Below are 16,737 nucleotides of genomic sequence, written 5' to 3'. Positions count from 1 at the left end.
ATTAGGCATTTGGATTTCTGCTTTTTAGTTTATCCCGCATTAACGGGCAGTAAGACCCCCAGTTCAAGTCTACAAGAAGAATAAGTGTGGGATCAACTGCCCGTAAAAGCCCGAATGGTTAGGGCCAACGAGGAGGAATTGCAGTTCATTCCTCCCTGTTGGTTACTTAGGCTAAGAGCGGCCACAGGTCGTGGCCGCTCTTAGCCTAAGTTCTTTAAACAATCAGTGGGGGATGAAACCCCCCTCTGATTGAAGACTAACTTTATGAAAAAGATAGTTACGGGGCACCGGTATCGTCATCAGTAGTGGTCCCATCTGTTCCAGTACCGGTACCTGGTTCTGGTGGAACCGTGGTGCCGGTACCATCATCGGGATTCGTAGTACCTTCGTTACCACCATTACCACCATTACCGTTGTTACCATTATTTCCATTATTCCAGTCGTTACCATTATTACCGTTATTGCCATTGTTCCAGTCTTCGCCATCTGGGTTTTCATATTCAGTTTCTTCTTCAGGTACTGGGACTTCTTCAATAACTTCTTCAATCTGAACGGTCGTAGTCGCTGGACTGCTTACCAGGTCGTCGAGTTTGGCAATGACGGAGAACGTATATGTCCGACCTGTTTCAGCTCCTGAAAAAGTAACGGACATGTCAGATGTTGTTGTCATTTCTTGCATATCTCCGCCATCAGCGCCCACTAATACGGTGAACTCTACATTGCCCACGATAGCTTCGGAGACTGGAGCACTATGGGACCAGTTTAAATCAATAGAACCCGTTTCTGCATTATATTGGGCGGCTAAACCATTTGGTGCTTCAAGTACGATAATTTCTTCTTCAGCAACTTCTACGGGGGCAGTTCCTCTGACGAATAGTTCTGTGCGCTTTCGACTACTAGGTGTCGTCCGACTTGCTAAAACAAGTGGATTTGAACCGTATTCAATAGTTGCTTCCTCCACAGAGCCAGGTTTTTGGAACCGTGATGTGTTTTTTCCAGCGGAAATATCACTCATCACCATACGAAATAGATTTTGAGGGACGTATCTGCCTTTGTCGAATGTGGTAATAGGTGTTGCATATTTCTCATAACCACCCCATACGGCAATTGTATAATCTGTCGTATAGCCTGCAAACCATGAATCGGGAACGTCTGAATTTTTCAAGCCGTTCTTGGTTATTATTTCAGAAGGATAGTTTGTTGTCCCAGTTTTACCGGCAATATCCAGACCTGAAATAGCTGCTTTTGTTCCTGTTCCCGCTGTTAATACATCACGTAAAATGTCCGTAACCATATAGGCTGTAGAATCTTTCATGACTGTTTCGGTATCCGGTGTCATGTTACGTGGTTTTCCATCTCTAAAAATTATTTCCTTAATAGCATGCGGTTTTGTGTAAATCCCGCCGTTACCAAATGCTGAATAGGCTCCCGCCATCTGAAGTGTAGAAAAATCATATTCTCCGCCGCCGAGTGCATTGGAAGAATTCAATTTATCATACTGAAGTCCGAGTCCTTTCGCGAAAGCACCTGCCTTCCCAGTTCCGACTTCTTCAAACACTTTTACTGCAGGAATGTTTCGAGATTTATATAATGCTTCTCGAATTGTCATTGTCCCTTGGTATTTGCCATCAACGTTTCGAATGGCTTTGTTTGTTCCTTTATAATTGTACGGCTCATCTACGACCGTATTTCCGGTCGACCAACTAAAGTTCTCGATGGCAGGGCCGTAGGAGAGTACCGGTTTAATCACAGAACCGGGTTGACGTTTTTGGTCTGTAGCAAAATTCCAGTCAGTACCAGAGTAATTACGACCTCCACCGACTGCAACGATTGCACCGGTTTTGGTATCAAGCACTGTCATTCCGGCTTGCATTTTTTCGGATTCATATAGATCGTTAGTGTTTAGTGCATTCTCTACAGATTGCTGAGCTGCGGGATCCAAATTCGTTTGAATTTTTACGCCTTCAGACAGCAGGTGGGACATACCGGCATCTTCCAGTTCGGAGAGCACGAGATCGACGTAAGCCGGGTATTTTGTGTTGCTAACCTGTTTTTTATCGTCAGCAAGTAATGTTCCTGTGACTGACATGGCTTTTGCTGCTTCCATTTCGACTTTAGTAATTTTTTTATGCTGGTACATGAGCCCAAGAACGATATCGCGTCGTTTTTTAGCACGTTCTGGATTTTTATAAGGATTGTAACCGTTTGGACTTTGCGGAAGTCCTGCCAACATAGCGACTTCATTTAATTCAAGTTCATTCAGATTTTTACCATAAAAGTATTTGGAAGCTGTTCCAAATCCATAGTTATTCCCGGACATCAGGATCTTATTGAAGTACATTTCAAAAATTTCTTCTTTTTCGAATTTCCGTTCAAGCTGGAAAGCGAGCCATGCTTCTTGCGCCTTCCTTTTTAACGTTTTCTCTTCAGACAGGAATGAGTTCTTAATGACCTGTTGGGTAAGTGTACTCGCTCCTTGAGAACCGAAACCACTTCTAAAGTTCGCGATGACTGCACCGCCAAGCCTCCAAAAATCCATCCCGTGGTGGGAGTAGAAACGGACGTCTTCAGTTGCTAGTATTGCATCTTGCAGCGGGTCCGGGATTTCGGAGTAGGGGACGAACTCCCTTTTTTCAGCGCCCGATTTCATGAAGACATCACCGTTGATATCAAGAAAATCAGATGATAAGGGGTCTTTCAATAGGTTTTCATCGAGATCAGGTGCAGAACTTGCATAAAAAGCGAACAACCCCGCGCCGCCAATTAGTATGGCTACTCCGATGGCAACGATTGCCAGAACGATCTTCTTAATAATGCCTTTTCCCTTATTCGCCTTTTTACTTTTTTTCTTTGTGCGTTCCGCCTCAATTACTTTTCGGCGTCCAGCTCTTGAATTTATATTATCGCTCATACATCTTCCTGCCTTTCAGTTGCATTGTTTGATGTCGTTGTCATGATGGACACCGCTTTTAAATAATCGAGCCTTGGATTGAAACGTGGTAGAATTTCCAAGGATATGGCCTCAAACTCTAAAAGTGTGATCGATTTTCTTCCGCCTGTTTTCATTCTTTTCCAATATTCCTCAAAACTGTCATATGGGACTATAAAATAGCGGTCAAGCGAAGTGAATTTGACGATAAAAAAAACGATTCCACCTTGCTTTGACACAGATTGCATATGATCCACCTGATGCTCATGAATATTTTGTAACGGAAAAGAGGTTGCACTCTTTGTTTCTTTTGCTTCGAAATCAATATATTTCCCTTGCCATACCCCGTTAAAGTCAGTTGTAGACGGCGTCCGAAAATAGGCTTCTGTTATGACTGCGGCGCTTCTCGCCGGATAATTCACGTTTACGACTTGGATTGGAACGGGTTTCTTATGGATGACAGCAATTCCGCGACTTAAATAGAACTCATTTGTTTCATTCAATTCATCTTCCAACGACTTCCCTCGGTTACTAAATGAAAGATCGACTTTTTTTTGCAAGCCAATCTTCTGAACGGGTACATATTTTTTACCGTTCGGATAGCGTATTGTCATAGGTACCACCTCGCATCTCCCTATCATACCATAAGCATTGGACGGATTAGGGATGGGAAAGTTGCAATCAAATGTCCAGATAATGAACAAGCTTAAACGTATTCAATCAAAAACAAGCTGATTACCACATACTACAAAGTAGTCAGCTTGTTTTTTAGTATAAACACACGTCAGTTGATTAATCATTTATTTGCATAAAATACTGGTGAGAAGGGCTTGATATCCTCGATTTTCACTGGACTATTTTCGACTAACTATTCATGACAGATTTACTGAGGGGTCCTAGTGTGGCTAGTTGCCTGTCGCGTACCTATACTATTAAAGTGAAAAATGCAGTTGTTTTGGAAGAAAGGAGTAGATGACATTCTAATAGAAAGTTTCAGCCGCCAAAATTGCATCTTTGGCGGCATTTGTCCAGGTAGGAAGTCAGCTATTCTTTCGTCCCAAAAAGCTTTAGCACTCTGTGCACTTTTGCATTTGGAGCGCGGCGGATGAAATACCACCATACGATTACCGAAAATACTGTGTAGGGTAATGGTATAGAAGTCGTTCAATCCAAAGAAATCCAAATGCAACTATACACGTAGCACCTAGTGTGTAATCAAGTTATGTGCTGATTACTTTGGTTAATCGACAGACGTGGTGTAAACACAGTCTAGTTCCTACATTCAATAGCTTACCCAGCTTAAACCAGTAGTTCCTTCACCTGCATGTACGCCTACACAGACGCTGAGAGGGAGAACTTGTGCTTTCAAGTTTGGAAATTCTTGCAATAGCTCTTCTTTCCAACTTTCAGCATCTTTTGCATTGTTACAGTGGATCACTGCGATTTCTGGAACGGTGCCTTTTTTCATGTCGCTACGTAGCAAATCTGTCACATTTTTTTTAGCTCGTTTATTGGCACGAACTTTTTCTTTCATCACGGGTTTTCCATCATCAAACGAGATGATGACTTTAATATTTAGCAAATTACTTAAAAATGCTTGTGTTCCAGAGACACGGCCGCTTTTATGTAGTTGATTCAGATTGGCAGGTATGAAGGATAACTTGGAATGTTTTGTTGTTTTGTTGATGGCCGCAATAACTTCCTCAACGTCATGCCCCTTGTTAAGTAGTTCATTGCCAATTTCAATCATTTTAATCATCGGATAGGAGCCAATTTTAGAATCAATAGGATAGACCTTGAAGTCTACCATTTGTGCGGCCGTCTGCGAGCTGTCAAACGTACCGGATAAGCCGCTAGACACATGCACGGCAATTGCGCAATCATATCCTTGTTCCTGTAGTTCTTCATAAAGGGTGACCATTTCGCCAATAGCAGGTTGGGAGGTTTTGGGGTGAGTTTTTGCAACGCGTAGTTTGTCATAAAACTCTTCTTGTGTCATATCGACTGTTTCTTTAAAGACTCCTTCATCAAATACGACACTCAACGGTAAAATATGGACGTCATGTTTTCGTATAAAAGATTCGTCTAACTGTGCAGCTGTATCAGTAATCCATGCGATTTTCGTAGTCATTAACAGAATTCTCCCTTGATGGTGCAAATTTTAGCGTTAACACAAGCTATCTATTATCGCTAATGTACACTACGGGTGAAAGGAGCACTAGTATTAGTTGTCATATAGAGACGGGAAATTAATTTAGGTGACATAATTTGAACATAATTACAAGTCAACACTTATATCAATGACTTTAAATGTAGGATTAGTCATGACGAGGAATATACGTTCCTATGAATTTGGTACAACTCAATCATATCTGCTAAAATAAAAGAAACGTCCGGAAAGGGTGTATCATTATGAACCTACAACAAAAGACTGAAACGCTACTTACTGTTTGTAAGGAATGTTTCGAGCGCCATGCGCAGATGAGAGAACTCGATCGTGAGCCCGATTTTTTCATAGAAGTAAAACCATATGCAGATCAATACCATACGTTGCTCGATGAATGGACTGAGGAAGTGTCGGAATTCATCAAGACCGCCAAACCAAAATATGTTCATCCAATTCAAATTGAAACGCTGACTGACTCCATGAAGCAATTCATCGTTCAGTCATTTTATCAAAAGACAGGTAAAAAACGTTTTGTTCTATCGATAAATTCAGCTGAATATACGTTGAAAACAATTATGGACGCACTACGTCTTGAACAAGAGGGCAAAGAACGATGATAAAGAAGATGGCGGTTCACGAAGTGTTAGCTAAACTGCGTACTGACCCTTCTTTTTCCGACAATGTTATCCATACTAAAACGATTGCAGGGAAAGAAGCGATCTACGCAGAATTTCCTGAAAAACTGCATCCCTCGATTATTAAAGCGCTGTCGTCAAAAGGGATCAATAAATTATATAGCCACCAAAGAGAGGCGTTCGACCTGGCATCATCCGGAAATTCTTTTACTGCCGTTACACCGACAGCTTCCGGGAAATCCCTTTGCTATCATCTTCCCGTAATGCAAAGCATCCTTGAAGATGATACATCGAGAGCCATTTATTTGTTTCCAACAAAAGCGCTTGCCCAAGATCAACTAGCGGACCTCCATGAGCTTATTGAAGCGAGTGGGGAAACCATCCTCAGTTATACATATGACGGGGATACTGCGCCTGGATTACGTTCTAAGGTTAGGAAGTCGGGTCATATCGTGCTGACAAATCCCGATATGCTGCATTCAGGTATTTTGCCGCATCATACAAAATGGGTTTCGTTATTCGAGAACTTAAAATACATCATCATCGATGAATTGCATACTTACAAAGGTGTTTTCGGCAGTCATGTTGCTCATGTGTTGCGAAGGTTGAAACGAATCTGCAACTATTATGGCAGTGATCCAGTGTTCATCTGTACATCCGCGACAATCGCGAATCCGCAAGAACTAGCGGAGTCATTGATAAATGCGGATATGCAAGTAATCGTCAATAATGGAGCACCAGCTGGAAAGAAACATTTTGTCTTCTATAATCCACCGGTCGTCCATCCGACATTTGGTATCCGAAGAAGTGCCGTACTTGAAGTACGGGATATCGCTGCGCTTTTATACCGGGAAGGTATCCAAACGATTATTTTTGCGAAAAGCCGGGTACGGGTTGAGATGCTCGTCACCTATATGAAAGCATTGACGAAGAAGAAACTGTTCGATGAAACGGTAATGGGGTATAGGGGAGGCTATTTGCCATCTGAACGTCGGAAGATTGAAAAAGGACTTCGAGATGGCGATATCCGTACGGTTGTTAGTACGAATGCACTCGAACTTGGCATTGATATCGGGCAACTACAGGCGTGTATTATGACGGGTTACCCGGGAAATATTGCGAGTGCATTTCAGCAGGCCGGTCGTGCGGGAAGGCGGCAGGATGAGGCTCTTATTATTTACGTCGCCCAGTCCTTGGCTCTCGATCAATATATTATTGAACATCCTGATTATCTTCTTGGCCAATCACCCGAAGAAGCACGGATTCATCCGGATAACATGTTTATCTTAATGGATCATCTTAAATGTGCTTCTTTTGAGTTGCCATTTTCTTCAACGGATGCATATGGTGAATTCGACGTACAAGAATTACTCGCATTCCTTGAAAGTGAAGGGGTATTGATTAAGACCACAGACAAATGGCATTGGATGACAGACAGTTTTCCGGCAAGTGAAGTAAGTCTTCGCTCTGCATCACAGGAAAATGTCATCATTATTGATAAAACCTATCCGAAAGAAACAAAGGTCATAGGGGAGATGGATCGTTTCAGTGCGATGACGCTCCTCCATGAAGAAGCAATTTATATTCATCAAGGAACCCAGTTCCAAGTCGAGCAATTGGATTGGGAGGAAAAGAAAGCCTATGTTACAGAAGTCGATGTCGATTACTTTACAGATGCCAATCTTGCAGTGGAACTAAAAGTGATGAATGAAGATAGCGTTGCACAGTTCGGAGATAACAAAGCCGCTTATGGAGATATCGCTGTACTGGCAATCCCGACGATATTCAAGAAAATCAGGTTCGATACACATGACAATATTGGCTCAGGTCCGATTTCATTACCTGCGGAAGAATTGCATACCTCTTCTACGTGGTACACATTCGATATACCTGAAGGATGGACGGGTGCCGGACTGACAGATGCAATGACGGGTGCAGCCTATGCAATCCAATCATTTATCCCGTTATTCGTCCGCTGCGATAAAACGGATATCCATGTTATACCGCAAGTTAAAGCTGTTCATACTGGCAAGCCGACTATTTTCATCTATGACAGTTACCCAGGTGGGATAGGTCTGAGTGAAAAAATCTTTGAACGGTGGGACGAGCTGTTGCAGAAAGCGGCCAATCATGTGTCCACCTGTCGCTGCGAGGCGGGTTGTCCGGTCTGCATAGGTGCGCAAGAAGCTGGTATGGGCATGAAACAAGATGTAGGATCTCTTCTTCAGAAACTAGCAGGAGGAGAATGCAATGTCATATGAACAGAAGCTGATGCAAATGAAGAAATTGCTGAAAAAAACAACTACGAAAGTGGTAGCCGAAAATATGCCTGAAGATGTAAAACCCGTTGCAAAAGTACCTGTCTATGAACAACAATGGCTGGATGCCGGTTTGACAAAAGCCGTGAATAAACACGGTATCGTCTATAAACGGATTGTTGAATACGATACTAACTATCAACATGGAAACATTGTTCTTTCGGGTTTGAAGTCAACAATCGATAAATGGAAGAAGTCTGGTGAAGTGCATCCACTGTCGCCAGATTTTTCAAAACCGCTTGTTTTCTTTGATACAGAAACGACAGGTTTAAAAGGTGCAGGCACACTGATATTCCTTATGGGGTTCATTGAACAGACGTCATCATCTTTTAAAATGACACAGTATGTCCTTCCGGGCCCTGATCACGAAGCTGCCTTCCTTTATGCAACGGGGTTATGGGAAAAGCCTTCGACACTTGTTACGTATAATGGAAAAAGTTTTGATATCCCAATGGTGGAAACGCGGTGGACGATGAACCGTAAAGAATTGCCGCCGCTTATTAAGCATACCCAGATTGACTTGTTACACGGTTCTAGGCGCATATGGAAAGGTGAGATGGAAACGTTTAGACTTCCTGCAATTGAGGAGGAACAACTCGGTTTCTTCCGGGAAGGAGATATCCCGGGGCATATGGCGCCAATCATCTACCAAGATGCTGTGAAGAATGGTCGTGCGGAGCTTCTGATGAAGGTTCTCCTCCATAATGAATGGGATATCCTTTCTTTGGTCGCGCTTTATATACGGTCGACCGATCTTCTTTTGAAGAGTGATGTCCGAGAATCGGCTGTAACCCATACGAATATAGGGAAGTGGTTTGCTGATTTGAAGTCGCATGACCGTAGTAAACAAATCTTTGAAAGTGTAATAGCAGAGTATGGGGTCAATCATCCGGCGACACATTTTCACTTCGGATTCATCTTGAAAAAGGAACAAGCTTACGAGGACGCGGTCACTTCATTCAAGATAGCGGCAACAGGTCTTACCGGACGTGAGCAAATTATCGCATTAGAGGAATTAGCAAAGCTTTACGAGCATAAGCTGAAAGAGTTAAACAAGGCCCTAGGCTATACAGAAGAAGCGATTAGGCTCTTGAAGGTGGATTCTTACTTAACAGCAAGTTTTCGGATACGTTCGCGAAATGATTTCTTGAAAAGGGAAATAAGAATAACCAGAAAATTATTTCCCAGGCAAGCGCGCAAACCGACAAAAAATGGCTGAAAGTCGGCTTTAGTAAGACAAGGTCGGACAACATATGTTATAATCAAACGTATGTAAACAGAGACGGAAGGGCGATTTTTAATGGACACTAAACTAGATACTAAAACGATTCTTGAAAAGGAATTCAAAACGGGCCTACGCGGCTATAATCAGGAAGAAGTAGATCTCTTTCTGGATGATATTATTCATGACTATGAAGCTTTTAAAAAGACGATTACAGAATTGCGTACTGAAAATGAACGCATGCAAAGAGAACTTGAATCAGCACAAAAACGCCCTGCGGCAGGAAGTGCTGGGACGACGAACTTTGATATATTGAAGCGTATTTCAAATCTAGAAAAGCATGTTTTCGGAAGTAAACTCTTCGATCAAGAATAATATATTGTAAATGAAACATAAGTACGGTATACTGAAAATATCATAGTGGAATTTAGGTAATCGCTGCAACATCCTATGTTGTAGAGGAAAGTCCATGCTCACACGGATCTGAGATGACCGTAGTGTTCGTGCTCGGCGAAAGAATAAGCCGTGGCTTCGCGTATAACGCGTTGACGGCGGGAATAAATCCTAAGTCTTCGGATATGGATGAGGTTCCCTGAACAGTGCCACAGTGACGTAGCTGGCTCGGAAACGGGTCAGATGGAACGCGGTAAACCCCACGAGTGAGAAACCCAAACTATGGTAGGGGCACTCTTCCGAGGGAAATGAACTGTAGGAAGAGACAGGTGTATACCTGTAGATAGATGATTACCACCCTTAGTACGAGGCGCAAGCCGTTTGAGTACACGGGAACAAAACATGGCTTATCGAATTTCCTATGGTACTATTCTTAAATTGATTGCTCTCCAATAAGATGGGGAGCTTTTCTTTTTGAAAATTAAAGTGTGAAAAAAATATGGTTTTATTGGCAATGCTATAACAAGTTAACCCTTGATGAATTCATAGAAATGATTGATGGTATAGAATTGGAGTTGGAAATGCATGACTGAATTTAAACTAGTAGCAACATCTGCAATGGGGCTTGAATCGCTTGTAGCAGATGAAGTAAAAGCACTTGGTTATAAAACGACTTCGGAAAATGGGAAGATTTATTTTCAGGGCGATGAATTGGCGATTGCAAAAACGAATCTATGGCTCCGAGTAGCGGACCGTGTTCGTATTGTTGCAGGTGAATTCGAAGCTACGACGTTCGATGATTTATTTGAACAGACAAAAGCAATTCCGTGGGAACGTTTTTTGCCAGTTGACGCAGAGTTTCCAGTTGCGGGTAAATCAGTGAAATCTACTTTATACAGCGTACCCGATTGCCAGGCAATTGTAAAAAAAGCGATTGTTGAACGCTTGAAGATTGCTTATAAAAGAACTGGTTTTTTTGATGAATCAGGTCCTTTATTCAAATTAGAAGTATCGATTTTAAAAGATAAAGTAACATTGACAATCGATTCCAGTGGAACGGGACTACATAAACGTGGATACCGGATGGCGCAAGGGGATGCACCGTTGAAAGAGACGCTTGCTGCAGCACTTGTGAAAGTGTCACGTTGGAATCCAAATCGTCCTTTCGTTGACCCGTTTTGTGGTTCAGGTACAATCGCAATTGAAGCTGCAATGATCGGGCAAAACATTGCACCTGGATACAATAGGGAATTCTTAAGTGAAGAGTGGCCTTGGATCAACAAAAATATTTGGGATCAAGTTCGTGAAGAAGCGGAAGACCTCGCAAAATACGACCAACCGCTTGATATTTCAGGATTTGATTACGATCCGCGAATGATCAAAGTGGCACAAGAGAATGCGGCGGGAGCTGGATTCATGGATTTAATCAAGTTTCAAACATGTGATGTACGGGATTTGACGCTAGATAGCTTGAACGGAGTTATGGTCGGGAATCCGCCATACGGTGAACGTCTTGGTGAAGTGGAAGATGCTGAAGAAATTACGCAAGAACTTGGCCGTATAATGAAAAACTATCCTTCATGGTCTGTTTATATGTTATCTTCATTGGAAAATTATGAAAAAATGTACGGACATAGAGCAACGAAAAAGAGGAAATTATTTAATGGTTTTATTAGAACGGATTTGTATCAGTTCTGGGGCCAACGTCAATAATTGATAGAATGCGGAAGAGGGAAACTCCTCTTCCTTTTGCATGTAATAAGGAAGGGGTAAACGATGAGTAGTAAGATGCCATTCCCATTATCAAAAGATAAATCGTTCTATGAGTCACTGAACGACTGGATAGGGGATACGTTATACGATGAATTGACTGAAAAAGGATTTGAATGCCGTGATGAACAAATCTATATGGCGTTCCAAATTGAACAAGCGCTGAAAGAAAAGAAAGTCCTTTTCGCGGAAGCAGGTGTAGGGACAGGTAAAACAATTGCTTATCTACTCCCTGCAATCGCCTATGCTCGCTATACGGGAAAACCGGCTCTCATTTCATGTGCGGATGAGACGCTCATCGACCAGCTTGTTAAAGAAGACGGGGATATCCGGAAAATTAGTGAAGCGCTCGGTCTTGATATCGATGTGCGCCTTGCAAAATCACGTGACCAATATTTATGCTTGAAACGTTTGGAAGAGGCGGGTAATACGATTGACGAAGACTATGTTGATGTTGTGGCAGATGAACTTCCTGAATTCGTTTATGGCGCTGGTTCATTGCAATCTATTGTTCCTTACGGGGAACGCTCGGATTATCCTAACTTAAGCGATGAAGAGTGGAAAACAGTGAACTTCCATCCCATCCAGCAATGTGCTGCGTGCGATCTTCGCAATCGATGTGGCCAGACAATTCACCGAAATCATTACCGCGAATCGGTCGAACTCGTTATTTGTTCTCACGATTTTTATATGGAGCATATTTGGACAAAAGAATCACGTAAAAGACAAGGACAGTTACCTTTATTACCGGAACCATCAATGATTGTCTTTGACGAAGGCCATCTTCTTGAGTATTCGGCTCAGCGTGCTTTGACGTATGAGGTACAAAACAGTACGTTGCTAAATCTGCTTGAACGAATTATGGTCGATGGAATAAGAGAGTCGACACTTCAACTGATGGAGCGCCTAATTGATTCTCATGAAGCATTTTTCAAATTGCTTGACGCGCTTGCGGATAAAACGGAAAATGAGCGGAAAGCGATTGAGAAGACACCTGAACTTCTGGAAATTGGGAAAGAGGTTGTCAAAATCTCAAATGCGCTTCTTGAAGAATTTGTATTTGAAGGTGAACTCTATATCATTCCGGCATATGATTTGAGAATGGTCGAGGAATATCTGGATCAATATATTTACTCAATGGACCTCTTTACCTCTCAAAATGATGCAGTAGACTGGCTTGAGGGGCGCGAAGGCGAATCCACACTGGTTATCATGCCGCGTCTAGTGACAGATATATTAAGAGAGAAACTGTTTTCATCCAACACACCAATCGTCTTTTCATCCGCTACATTATCCGTTGGTGAAACGTTTACTTATTTGGCAGACGGTCTTGGTATACAAGATTACCTGTCATTCTCGGTGGAATCGCCGTTTGATTATGATAAAGTGATGGAAGTATTTGCGACGGATGTAGAAGCCGGCGGTAAAGCGAAACGAGCGCTTGAACTTTTAGAAGATGGTGAGCAAACGTTGATTCTCTTTAAGTCAGAACGAGCGATGAATCATTTCAAAGAGCGCGTTCCTTTAGAGTGGCAAGACCGTATCGCTTTCGAGGGTGAACGAGAATTATCTTCAATCGTACGTGATTTCCAACAGAAGAAAGTACCTGTTTTATGCTCTTATCATTTATGGGAAGGGCTCGACATTCCTCAAGATGCATTGACGCGTGTCATTATTTACGATTTGCCATTACCACCATCGGATCCGTTGTTCGACGCGAGACGCCAGCATGCCAAGGATCCATTCCGTGAAGTAGACTTACCGTTTATGCTGCTAAGACTACGCCAAGGAGCCGGCCGACTCATACGGACGTCTGCCGATTCTGGAACAGTACATTTATTGCTTGAAGGTAAAGAACAGGAAATGAAAGCTGAAATCGAAGGTATTTTCCCAGTGAAAATGAAAATGACGGTTTAACAATAATGTTTAAGGCTCTCCTAAGAAATAGGAGAGTTTTTTTACTTTTCGGGCAACTATATGATCTAGGACCTACACTGGTCTCGAGGTTTTAGTGTTTTTATGGGAAATGTGTGAAACGTTGTATGGTTCTGGAGGGACGTTGTTAGGTTTGTAGTTAGTGTTGATTAGTTAGATAATAATGTTTTGAAGATTGGGGAAAGCGTTGCTTAGTTGTTACAATGTCGTTTAGTTCTGGCGAAACGTTGTTAAGTTTCACGATAATGTTGCCTAGTTCTAATCATGCTTGGGAGTGTAACCCAACCCCCATATGCCGAAGCTCAGTTATATTTTAATACAAATAAAATTTAAATTCATCGTTAGCATCAATTGTCGCCAATAAAATAGAATGTACATCCACATTCATGTTCACTAATTTTTTATTTAGCCATGTATTGTCTTTACCGGATTTTTTCAATTCATCCACATCAATTTTTCCTTCTTTAATGATAATCCAAGGAATTGAAAATGGTTTTGTGATTAATTGTATGTCTTCGGCTGTTATCGGTTGTAGGTGGGGAGTTAAGAAAAATGAAATGGTACCATCAGTTTCCCACAGCGCAAGAGCAATCTTATCTACTTCTTGAATTTTTTCTTTTCTTGCTTCTGAAAGTAGATGATCTACCGTTATTCTTGCTTTAACTAGCCCATTATACATAATTTCCCCATTTTTTATCAAAGGAAAAGGAGATGGTTCAATCCATTTTCTAAATAAGTCCCATTTTAAACTCAAATGGACACCTCCACTATATAAAGCGACCAATACTGCGGTCGTAATTAGGGAACCTTTCATACCTGATTTTTCTTCAGACAACGGATGCGCAAGAATATTCCCGAGAATCAATGCGATTGAGAAATCGAGCAGTCGTAATTGTGAAATGGATCGGCGTCCAATAAGTTTGGTTGCAAAGAGTAAAAAGAAATAAGAAGTAATAGCACGAAGTACCCACTGGACAGTTGTGAGTGATTCATGACCGTAAAAAAATCCATCTGAATTCATACCCCGCTTCTGATTTTAAATAACCTGTACTATAATGCTTATTGTTTCCTGAAAACCAATAAGTATGAGTATGAATGCCTGGTTAATGAAATAAAATCAAAGAAACATGAACAGAAAAACATATCGAAGGGCTTAGATATCGAACTGATTTGATTTTAAAAGTAGTGGGATTTATTTACTAAAACCGATTACTATTTTCGAAACTATATGAGATAACCGAATTATGTTAATATAGAAGCCTGTATAGTAAAAGGGGGAATGGATTTGACAACAGAAGAAAAGTTCGTAGCTTTGCTAAAAAAAATGAGTGCATACTCAGAAGCCGTTTCAATAATGTATTGGGATATGAGAACAGGAGCACCGAAAAAAGGCATTCCAGCAAGATCAGAAGCAGTCGGAACGTTATCGACAGAGTTATTTAAATTGAGTGTCTCAGAGGAAATGGGGGGCTATCTCGAAGAACTTGGCAATAGGAAAGACACACTTAACCCAATTTTGTTGAAAACAGTTGAAGAAGTGAAAAAGGAATACGACCTAAGCAAAAAAATTCCCGCGGAGGAATACCGCGAATTTGTCGTGCTGACTTCTCAATCAGAATCCGCATGGGAAGATGCAAAAGAACAAGCTGATTTTGACACGTTCCTTCCGTATCTTAAAAAAATTATTTCAACGACGAAGAAGTTCATTGGCTATTGGGGCGAGAAAGATGGCAATCCTTATAATACATTGCTAAATCAATACGAACCGGGAATGACAACAGATATCATCGATGAAGTTTTCGGCCAATTGAAAGAGACAATCGTGCCGCTAGTGAAGAAAATTTCTGAATCAGGCAACCAACCTGACACATCATTTTTATTCAAACAATTTCCGAAAGAAAACCAGAAAGCATTTAGCCATGCTATTTTGAAACAACTTGGCTATAATTTTGAAGCAGGCCGTTTAGATGAAACCGTTCATCCATTTGAAACAGCCATCAATATTGGCGACGTTCGAATTACGACGAAATACGATGAAAATGATTTCCGTTCTGCTGTTTTTGGAACAATCCATGAATGCGGACATGCACTTTACGATCAAAATATTGATCTAGAACTTGAAGGATTACCAGTTGCAGAAGGTACTTCAATGGGTATTCATGAATCTCAATCATTGTTTTATGAACAGTTTGTCGGACATAATGAAAGCTTTTGGACGTATAACTTTGACTTATTAAAGAGCCATTCACCTGAACAATTTAAGGGTGTAGCACTTAAAGATTTCCTTCGTGCGATCAATGTGTCAAAACCATCGCTCATTCGGATTGAAGCAGATGAACTGACGTATCCGCTTCACATTATGATTCGTTATGAAATCGAAAAAGGCATTTTTAACGGCGATTATGAAGTGAAAGATCTGCCCCGAATTTGGAATGATAAATATGAGGAGTACCTTGGCGTCCGTCCAGAAAATAACGGTGAAGGTGTTTTACAAGATGTTCACTGGGCTGGCGGGTCCTTTGGTTATTTCCCGTCATACGCACTTGGCTATATGTACGCGGCCCAGCTGAAAGTCGCCATGTTAAAAGATCTACCTAATTTCGACGAACTTTGTGGGAATGGTGATTTTGGACCGATTCTTGATTGGTTAACAGAACATGTTCACAAATACGGCAAACTGAAACAGCCGCTTGAAATTATTAAAGATACAACGGGCGAAGGATTGAACGCCAAATACTTATCAGATTACCTGTCTGAAAAATACACAAAGTTATATAGCCTATAAAAAGTAAAAACAGTCCCGTGAGCCCCAAAGAATCCGGGGAAGGGACTGTTTTTAGTGGACTTTACTGTTCATCAATAGTTAACAGGACAGTTAACATTCCGCCGCCATCAATCTTAACGGGTAATTTAAATGCCTGTTTGAAGCCGTAAAATTTCGTTGACCCTGTCATAACGGTAGGAGGGGAAATATCAAGAATGAGGCCATCTTTTTCAAGTATAGTACATAAGTTTCCAGCAACCATATTGCCAAGTTCGCCCGTGAATGATTCGATCATTTCGCCTTCGATTGACATACCAAACATTGCTTGTCCAATCGTATTTATGGCGTCTAAAGATGCATCAATGAGAAGCCTTCCTTTTATGCCGCCAACAAGTCCAATTAAGACACTTATCTCTTTTTGTTCATATGGTTGAACTGTAGTCGTCGGACCGAGGACGTCCAATTTGACCGGAATAACAGATGTCAGTGAAGAAATTGTCCCATTTAATATCATTTGTGCATTCTTCGATGTGCTCATTTAAGTCTCCGCCTTTCTAAAATGGAACGATAGGTCAATTATATCATGACGAAAGTTGAATTAAGC

At 41.4% G+C, this 16,737-nt stretch carries 12 protein-coding genes and 1 other RNA gene; 8 read left to right on the top strand and 5 right to left on the bottom strand.

The features are described from left to right. Positions 1-277 precede the first annotated feature (277 nt). The 3 genes from H2672_RS07290 to H2672_RS07280 all read right to left on the bottom strand — a co-directional run bounded on the left by H2672_RS07290 (position 278) and on the right by H2672_RS07280 (position 5,060). Complete coding sequence (locus H2672_RS07290; RefSeq protein WP_186670634.1) at positions 278-2,911, bottom strand: penicillin-binding protein 1A; 2,634 nt, start codon at positions 2,909-2,911, stop codon at positions 278-280. Further along, positions 2,908-3,543: a Holliday junction resolvase RecU gene (gene recU / locus H2672_RS07285; protein ID WP_186670633.1), complete on the bottom strand. Its 636-nt coding sequence runs from the start codon at positions 3,541-3,543 to the stop codon at positions 2,908-2,910. The genes H2672_RS07290 and recU overlap by 4 nt, the downstream gene beginning before the upstream one ends. 668 nt (positions 3,544-4,211) lie before the next feature. Further along, the gene (locus tag H2672_RS07280) at positions 4,212-5,060 is read right to left on the bottom strand and encodes a DegV family protein (protein WP_186670632.1); all 849 of its coding nucleotides are present in this window, start codon (positions 5,058-5,060) and stop codon (positions 4,212-4,214) included. Between the two features lie 281 nt (positions 5,061-5,341). Here H2672_RS07280 and H2672_RS07275 point away from each other — a divergent pair, with 281 nt between their 5' ends. From H2672_RS07275 to H2672_RS07245, 7 genes are all read left to right on the top strand, one after another. After that, positions 5,342-5,713 carry a YppE family protein gene (locus tag H2672_RS07275; RefSeq protein WP_186670631.1) on the top strand — a complete coding sequence of 124 codons (372 nt, stop codon included), beginning with the start codon at positions 5,342-5,344 and terminating at the stop codon, positions 5,711-5,713. After that, a complete protein-coding gene (locus H2672_RS07270; protein ID WP_186670630.1) occupies positions 5,710-7,992 on the top strand; it encodes a DEAD/DEAH box helicase in 2,283 nt (760 codons plus the stop codon). Before H2672_RS07275 ends, H2672_RS07270 begins: the two co-directional genes overlap by 4 nt. Then, positions 7,982-9,268 (top strand): ribonuclease H-like domain-containing protein, encoded by a 1,287-nt coding sequence (locus tag H2672_RS07265; protein ID WP_186670629.1) that lies wholly within the window; start codon positions 7,982-7,984, stop codon positions 9,266-9,268. Before H2672_RS07270 ends, H2672_RS07265 begins: the two co-directional genes overlap by 11 nt. An 81-nt stretch (positions 9,269-9,349) precedes the next feature. Continuing rightward, entirely contained in the window at positions 9,350-9,646 is a 297-nt protein-coding gene (gpsB, locus tag H2672_RS07260) for a cell division regulator GpsB (protein WP_067210288.1), read from the top strand. A 48-nt stretch (positions 9,647-9,694) separates the two neighbouring features. Then, positions 9,695-10,079, top strand: an RNA gene (gene rnpB, locus H2672_RS07255) — RNase P RNA component class B. Positions 10,080-10,249: 170 nt separating this feature from the next. Then, a complete protein-coding gene (locus H2672_RS07250) occupies positions 10,250-11,377 on the top strand; it encodes a THUMP domain-containing class I SAM-dependent RNA methyltransferase (RefSeq protein ID WP_186670628.1) in 1,128 nt (375 codons plus the stop codon). A gap of 63 nt (positions 11,378-11,440) precedes the next feature. Continuing rightward, positions 11,441-13,351: an ATP-dependent DNA helicase gene (locus H2672_RS07245; protein ID WP_186670627.1), complete on the top strand. Its 1,911-nt coding sequence runs from the start codon at positions 11,441-11,443 to the stop codon at positions 13,349-13,351. A 331-nt stretch (positions 13,352-13,682) separates the two neighbouring features. Here H2672_RS07245 and H2672_RS07240 read toward each other — a convergent pair whose 3' ends face one another. Next, positions 13,683-14,390 carry a DUF421 domain-containing protein gene (locus H2672_RS07240; protein WP_186670626.1) on the bottom strand — a complete coding sequence of 236 codons (708 nt, stop codon included), beginning with the start codon at positions 14,388-14,390 and terminating at the stop codon, positions 13,683-13,685. Between the two features lie 258 nt (positions 14,391-14,648). Here H2672_RS07240 and H2672_RS07235 point away from each other — a divergent pair, with 258 nt between their 5' ends. Beyond that, positions 14,649-16,154, top strand: coding sequence for a carboxypeptidase M32 (locus tag H2672_RS07235; protein WP_186670625.1), 1,506 nt, complete (start codon positions 14,649-14,651; stop codon positions 16,152-16,154). A gap of 61 nt (positions 16,155-16,215) precedes the next feature. Here the strand turns inward: H2672_RS07235 and H2672_RS07230 are convergent, their stop codons facing one another. After that, the gene (locus H2672_RS07230; protein ID WP_186670624.1) at positions 16,216-16,671 is read right to left on the bottom strand and encodes a chemotaxis protein CheX; all 456 of its coding nucleotides are present in this window, start codon (positions 16,669-16,671) and stop codon (positions 16,216-16,218) included. Positions 16,672-16,737 lie beyond the last annotated feature (66 nt).

This window comes from Sporosarcina sp. BP05, assembly GCF_014282005.1.
In the GTDB taxonomy this organism is placed as follows: domain Bacteria; phylum Bacillota; class Bacilli; order Bacillales_A; family Planococcaceae; genus Sporosarcina.
The sequence above is the reverse complement of the archived record's forward strand: the minus strand, read 5'-3'. Positions and strand labels throughout refer to the sequence as shown.

What these genes read in the sequence shown, in the direction of transcription:
- H2672_RS07240 (WP_186670626.1), bottom strand. Translation starts at nt 14,390, where the DNA reads ATGAATTCAGATGGATTTTTTTACGGTCATGAATCACTCACAACTGTC.
- H2672_RS07250 (WP_186670628.1), top strand. Translation starts at nt 10,250, where the DNA reads ATGACTGAATTTAAACTAGTAGCAACATCTGCAATGGGGCTTGAATCG.
- H2672_RS07290 (WP_186670634.1), bottom strand. Translation starts at nt 2,911, where the DNA reads ATGAGCGATAATATAAATTCAAGAGCTGGACGCCGAAAAGTAATTGAG.
- H2672_RS07270 (WP_186670630.1), top strand. Translation starts at nt 5,710, where the DNA reads ATGATAAAGAAGATGGCGGTTCACGAAGTGTTAGCTAAACTGCGTACT.
- H2672_RS07275 (WP_186670631.1), top strand. Translation starts at nt 5,342, where the DNA reads ATGAACCTACAACAAAAGACTGAAACGCTACTTACTGTTTGTAAGGAA.
- recU (WP_186670633.1), bottom strand. Translation starts at nt 3,543, where the DNA reads ATGACAATACGCTATCCGAACGGTAAAAAATATGTACCCGTTCAGAAG.
- H2672_RS07280 (WP_186670632.1), bottom strand. Translation starts at nt 5,060, where the DNA reads ATGACTACGAAAATCGCATGGATTACTGATACAGCTGCACAGTTAGAC.
- H2672_RS07230 (WP_186670624.1), bottom strand. Translation starts at nt 16,671, where the DNA reads ATGAGCACATCGAAGAATGCACAAATGATATTAAATGGGACAATTTCT.
- H2672_RS07245 (WP_186670627.1), top strand. Translation starts at nt 11,441, where the DNA reads ATGAGTAGTAAGATGCCATTCCCATTATCAAAAGATAAATCGTTCTAT.
- H2672_RS07235 (WP_186670625.1), top strand. Translation starts at nt 14,649, where the DNA reads ATGGATTTGACAACAGAAGAAAAGTTCGTAGCTTTGCTAAAAAAAATG.
- H2672_RS07265 (WP_186670629.1), top strand. Translation starts at nt 7,982, where the DNA reads ATGTCATATGAACAGAAGCTGATGCAAATGAAGAAATTGCTGAAAAAA.
- gpsB (WP_067210288.1), top strand. Translation starts at nt 9,350, where the DNA reads ATGGACACTAAACTAGATACTAAAACGATTCTTGAAAAGGAATTCAAA.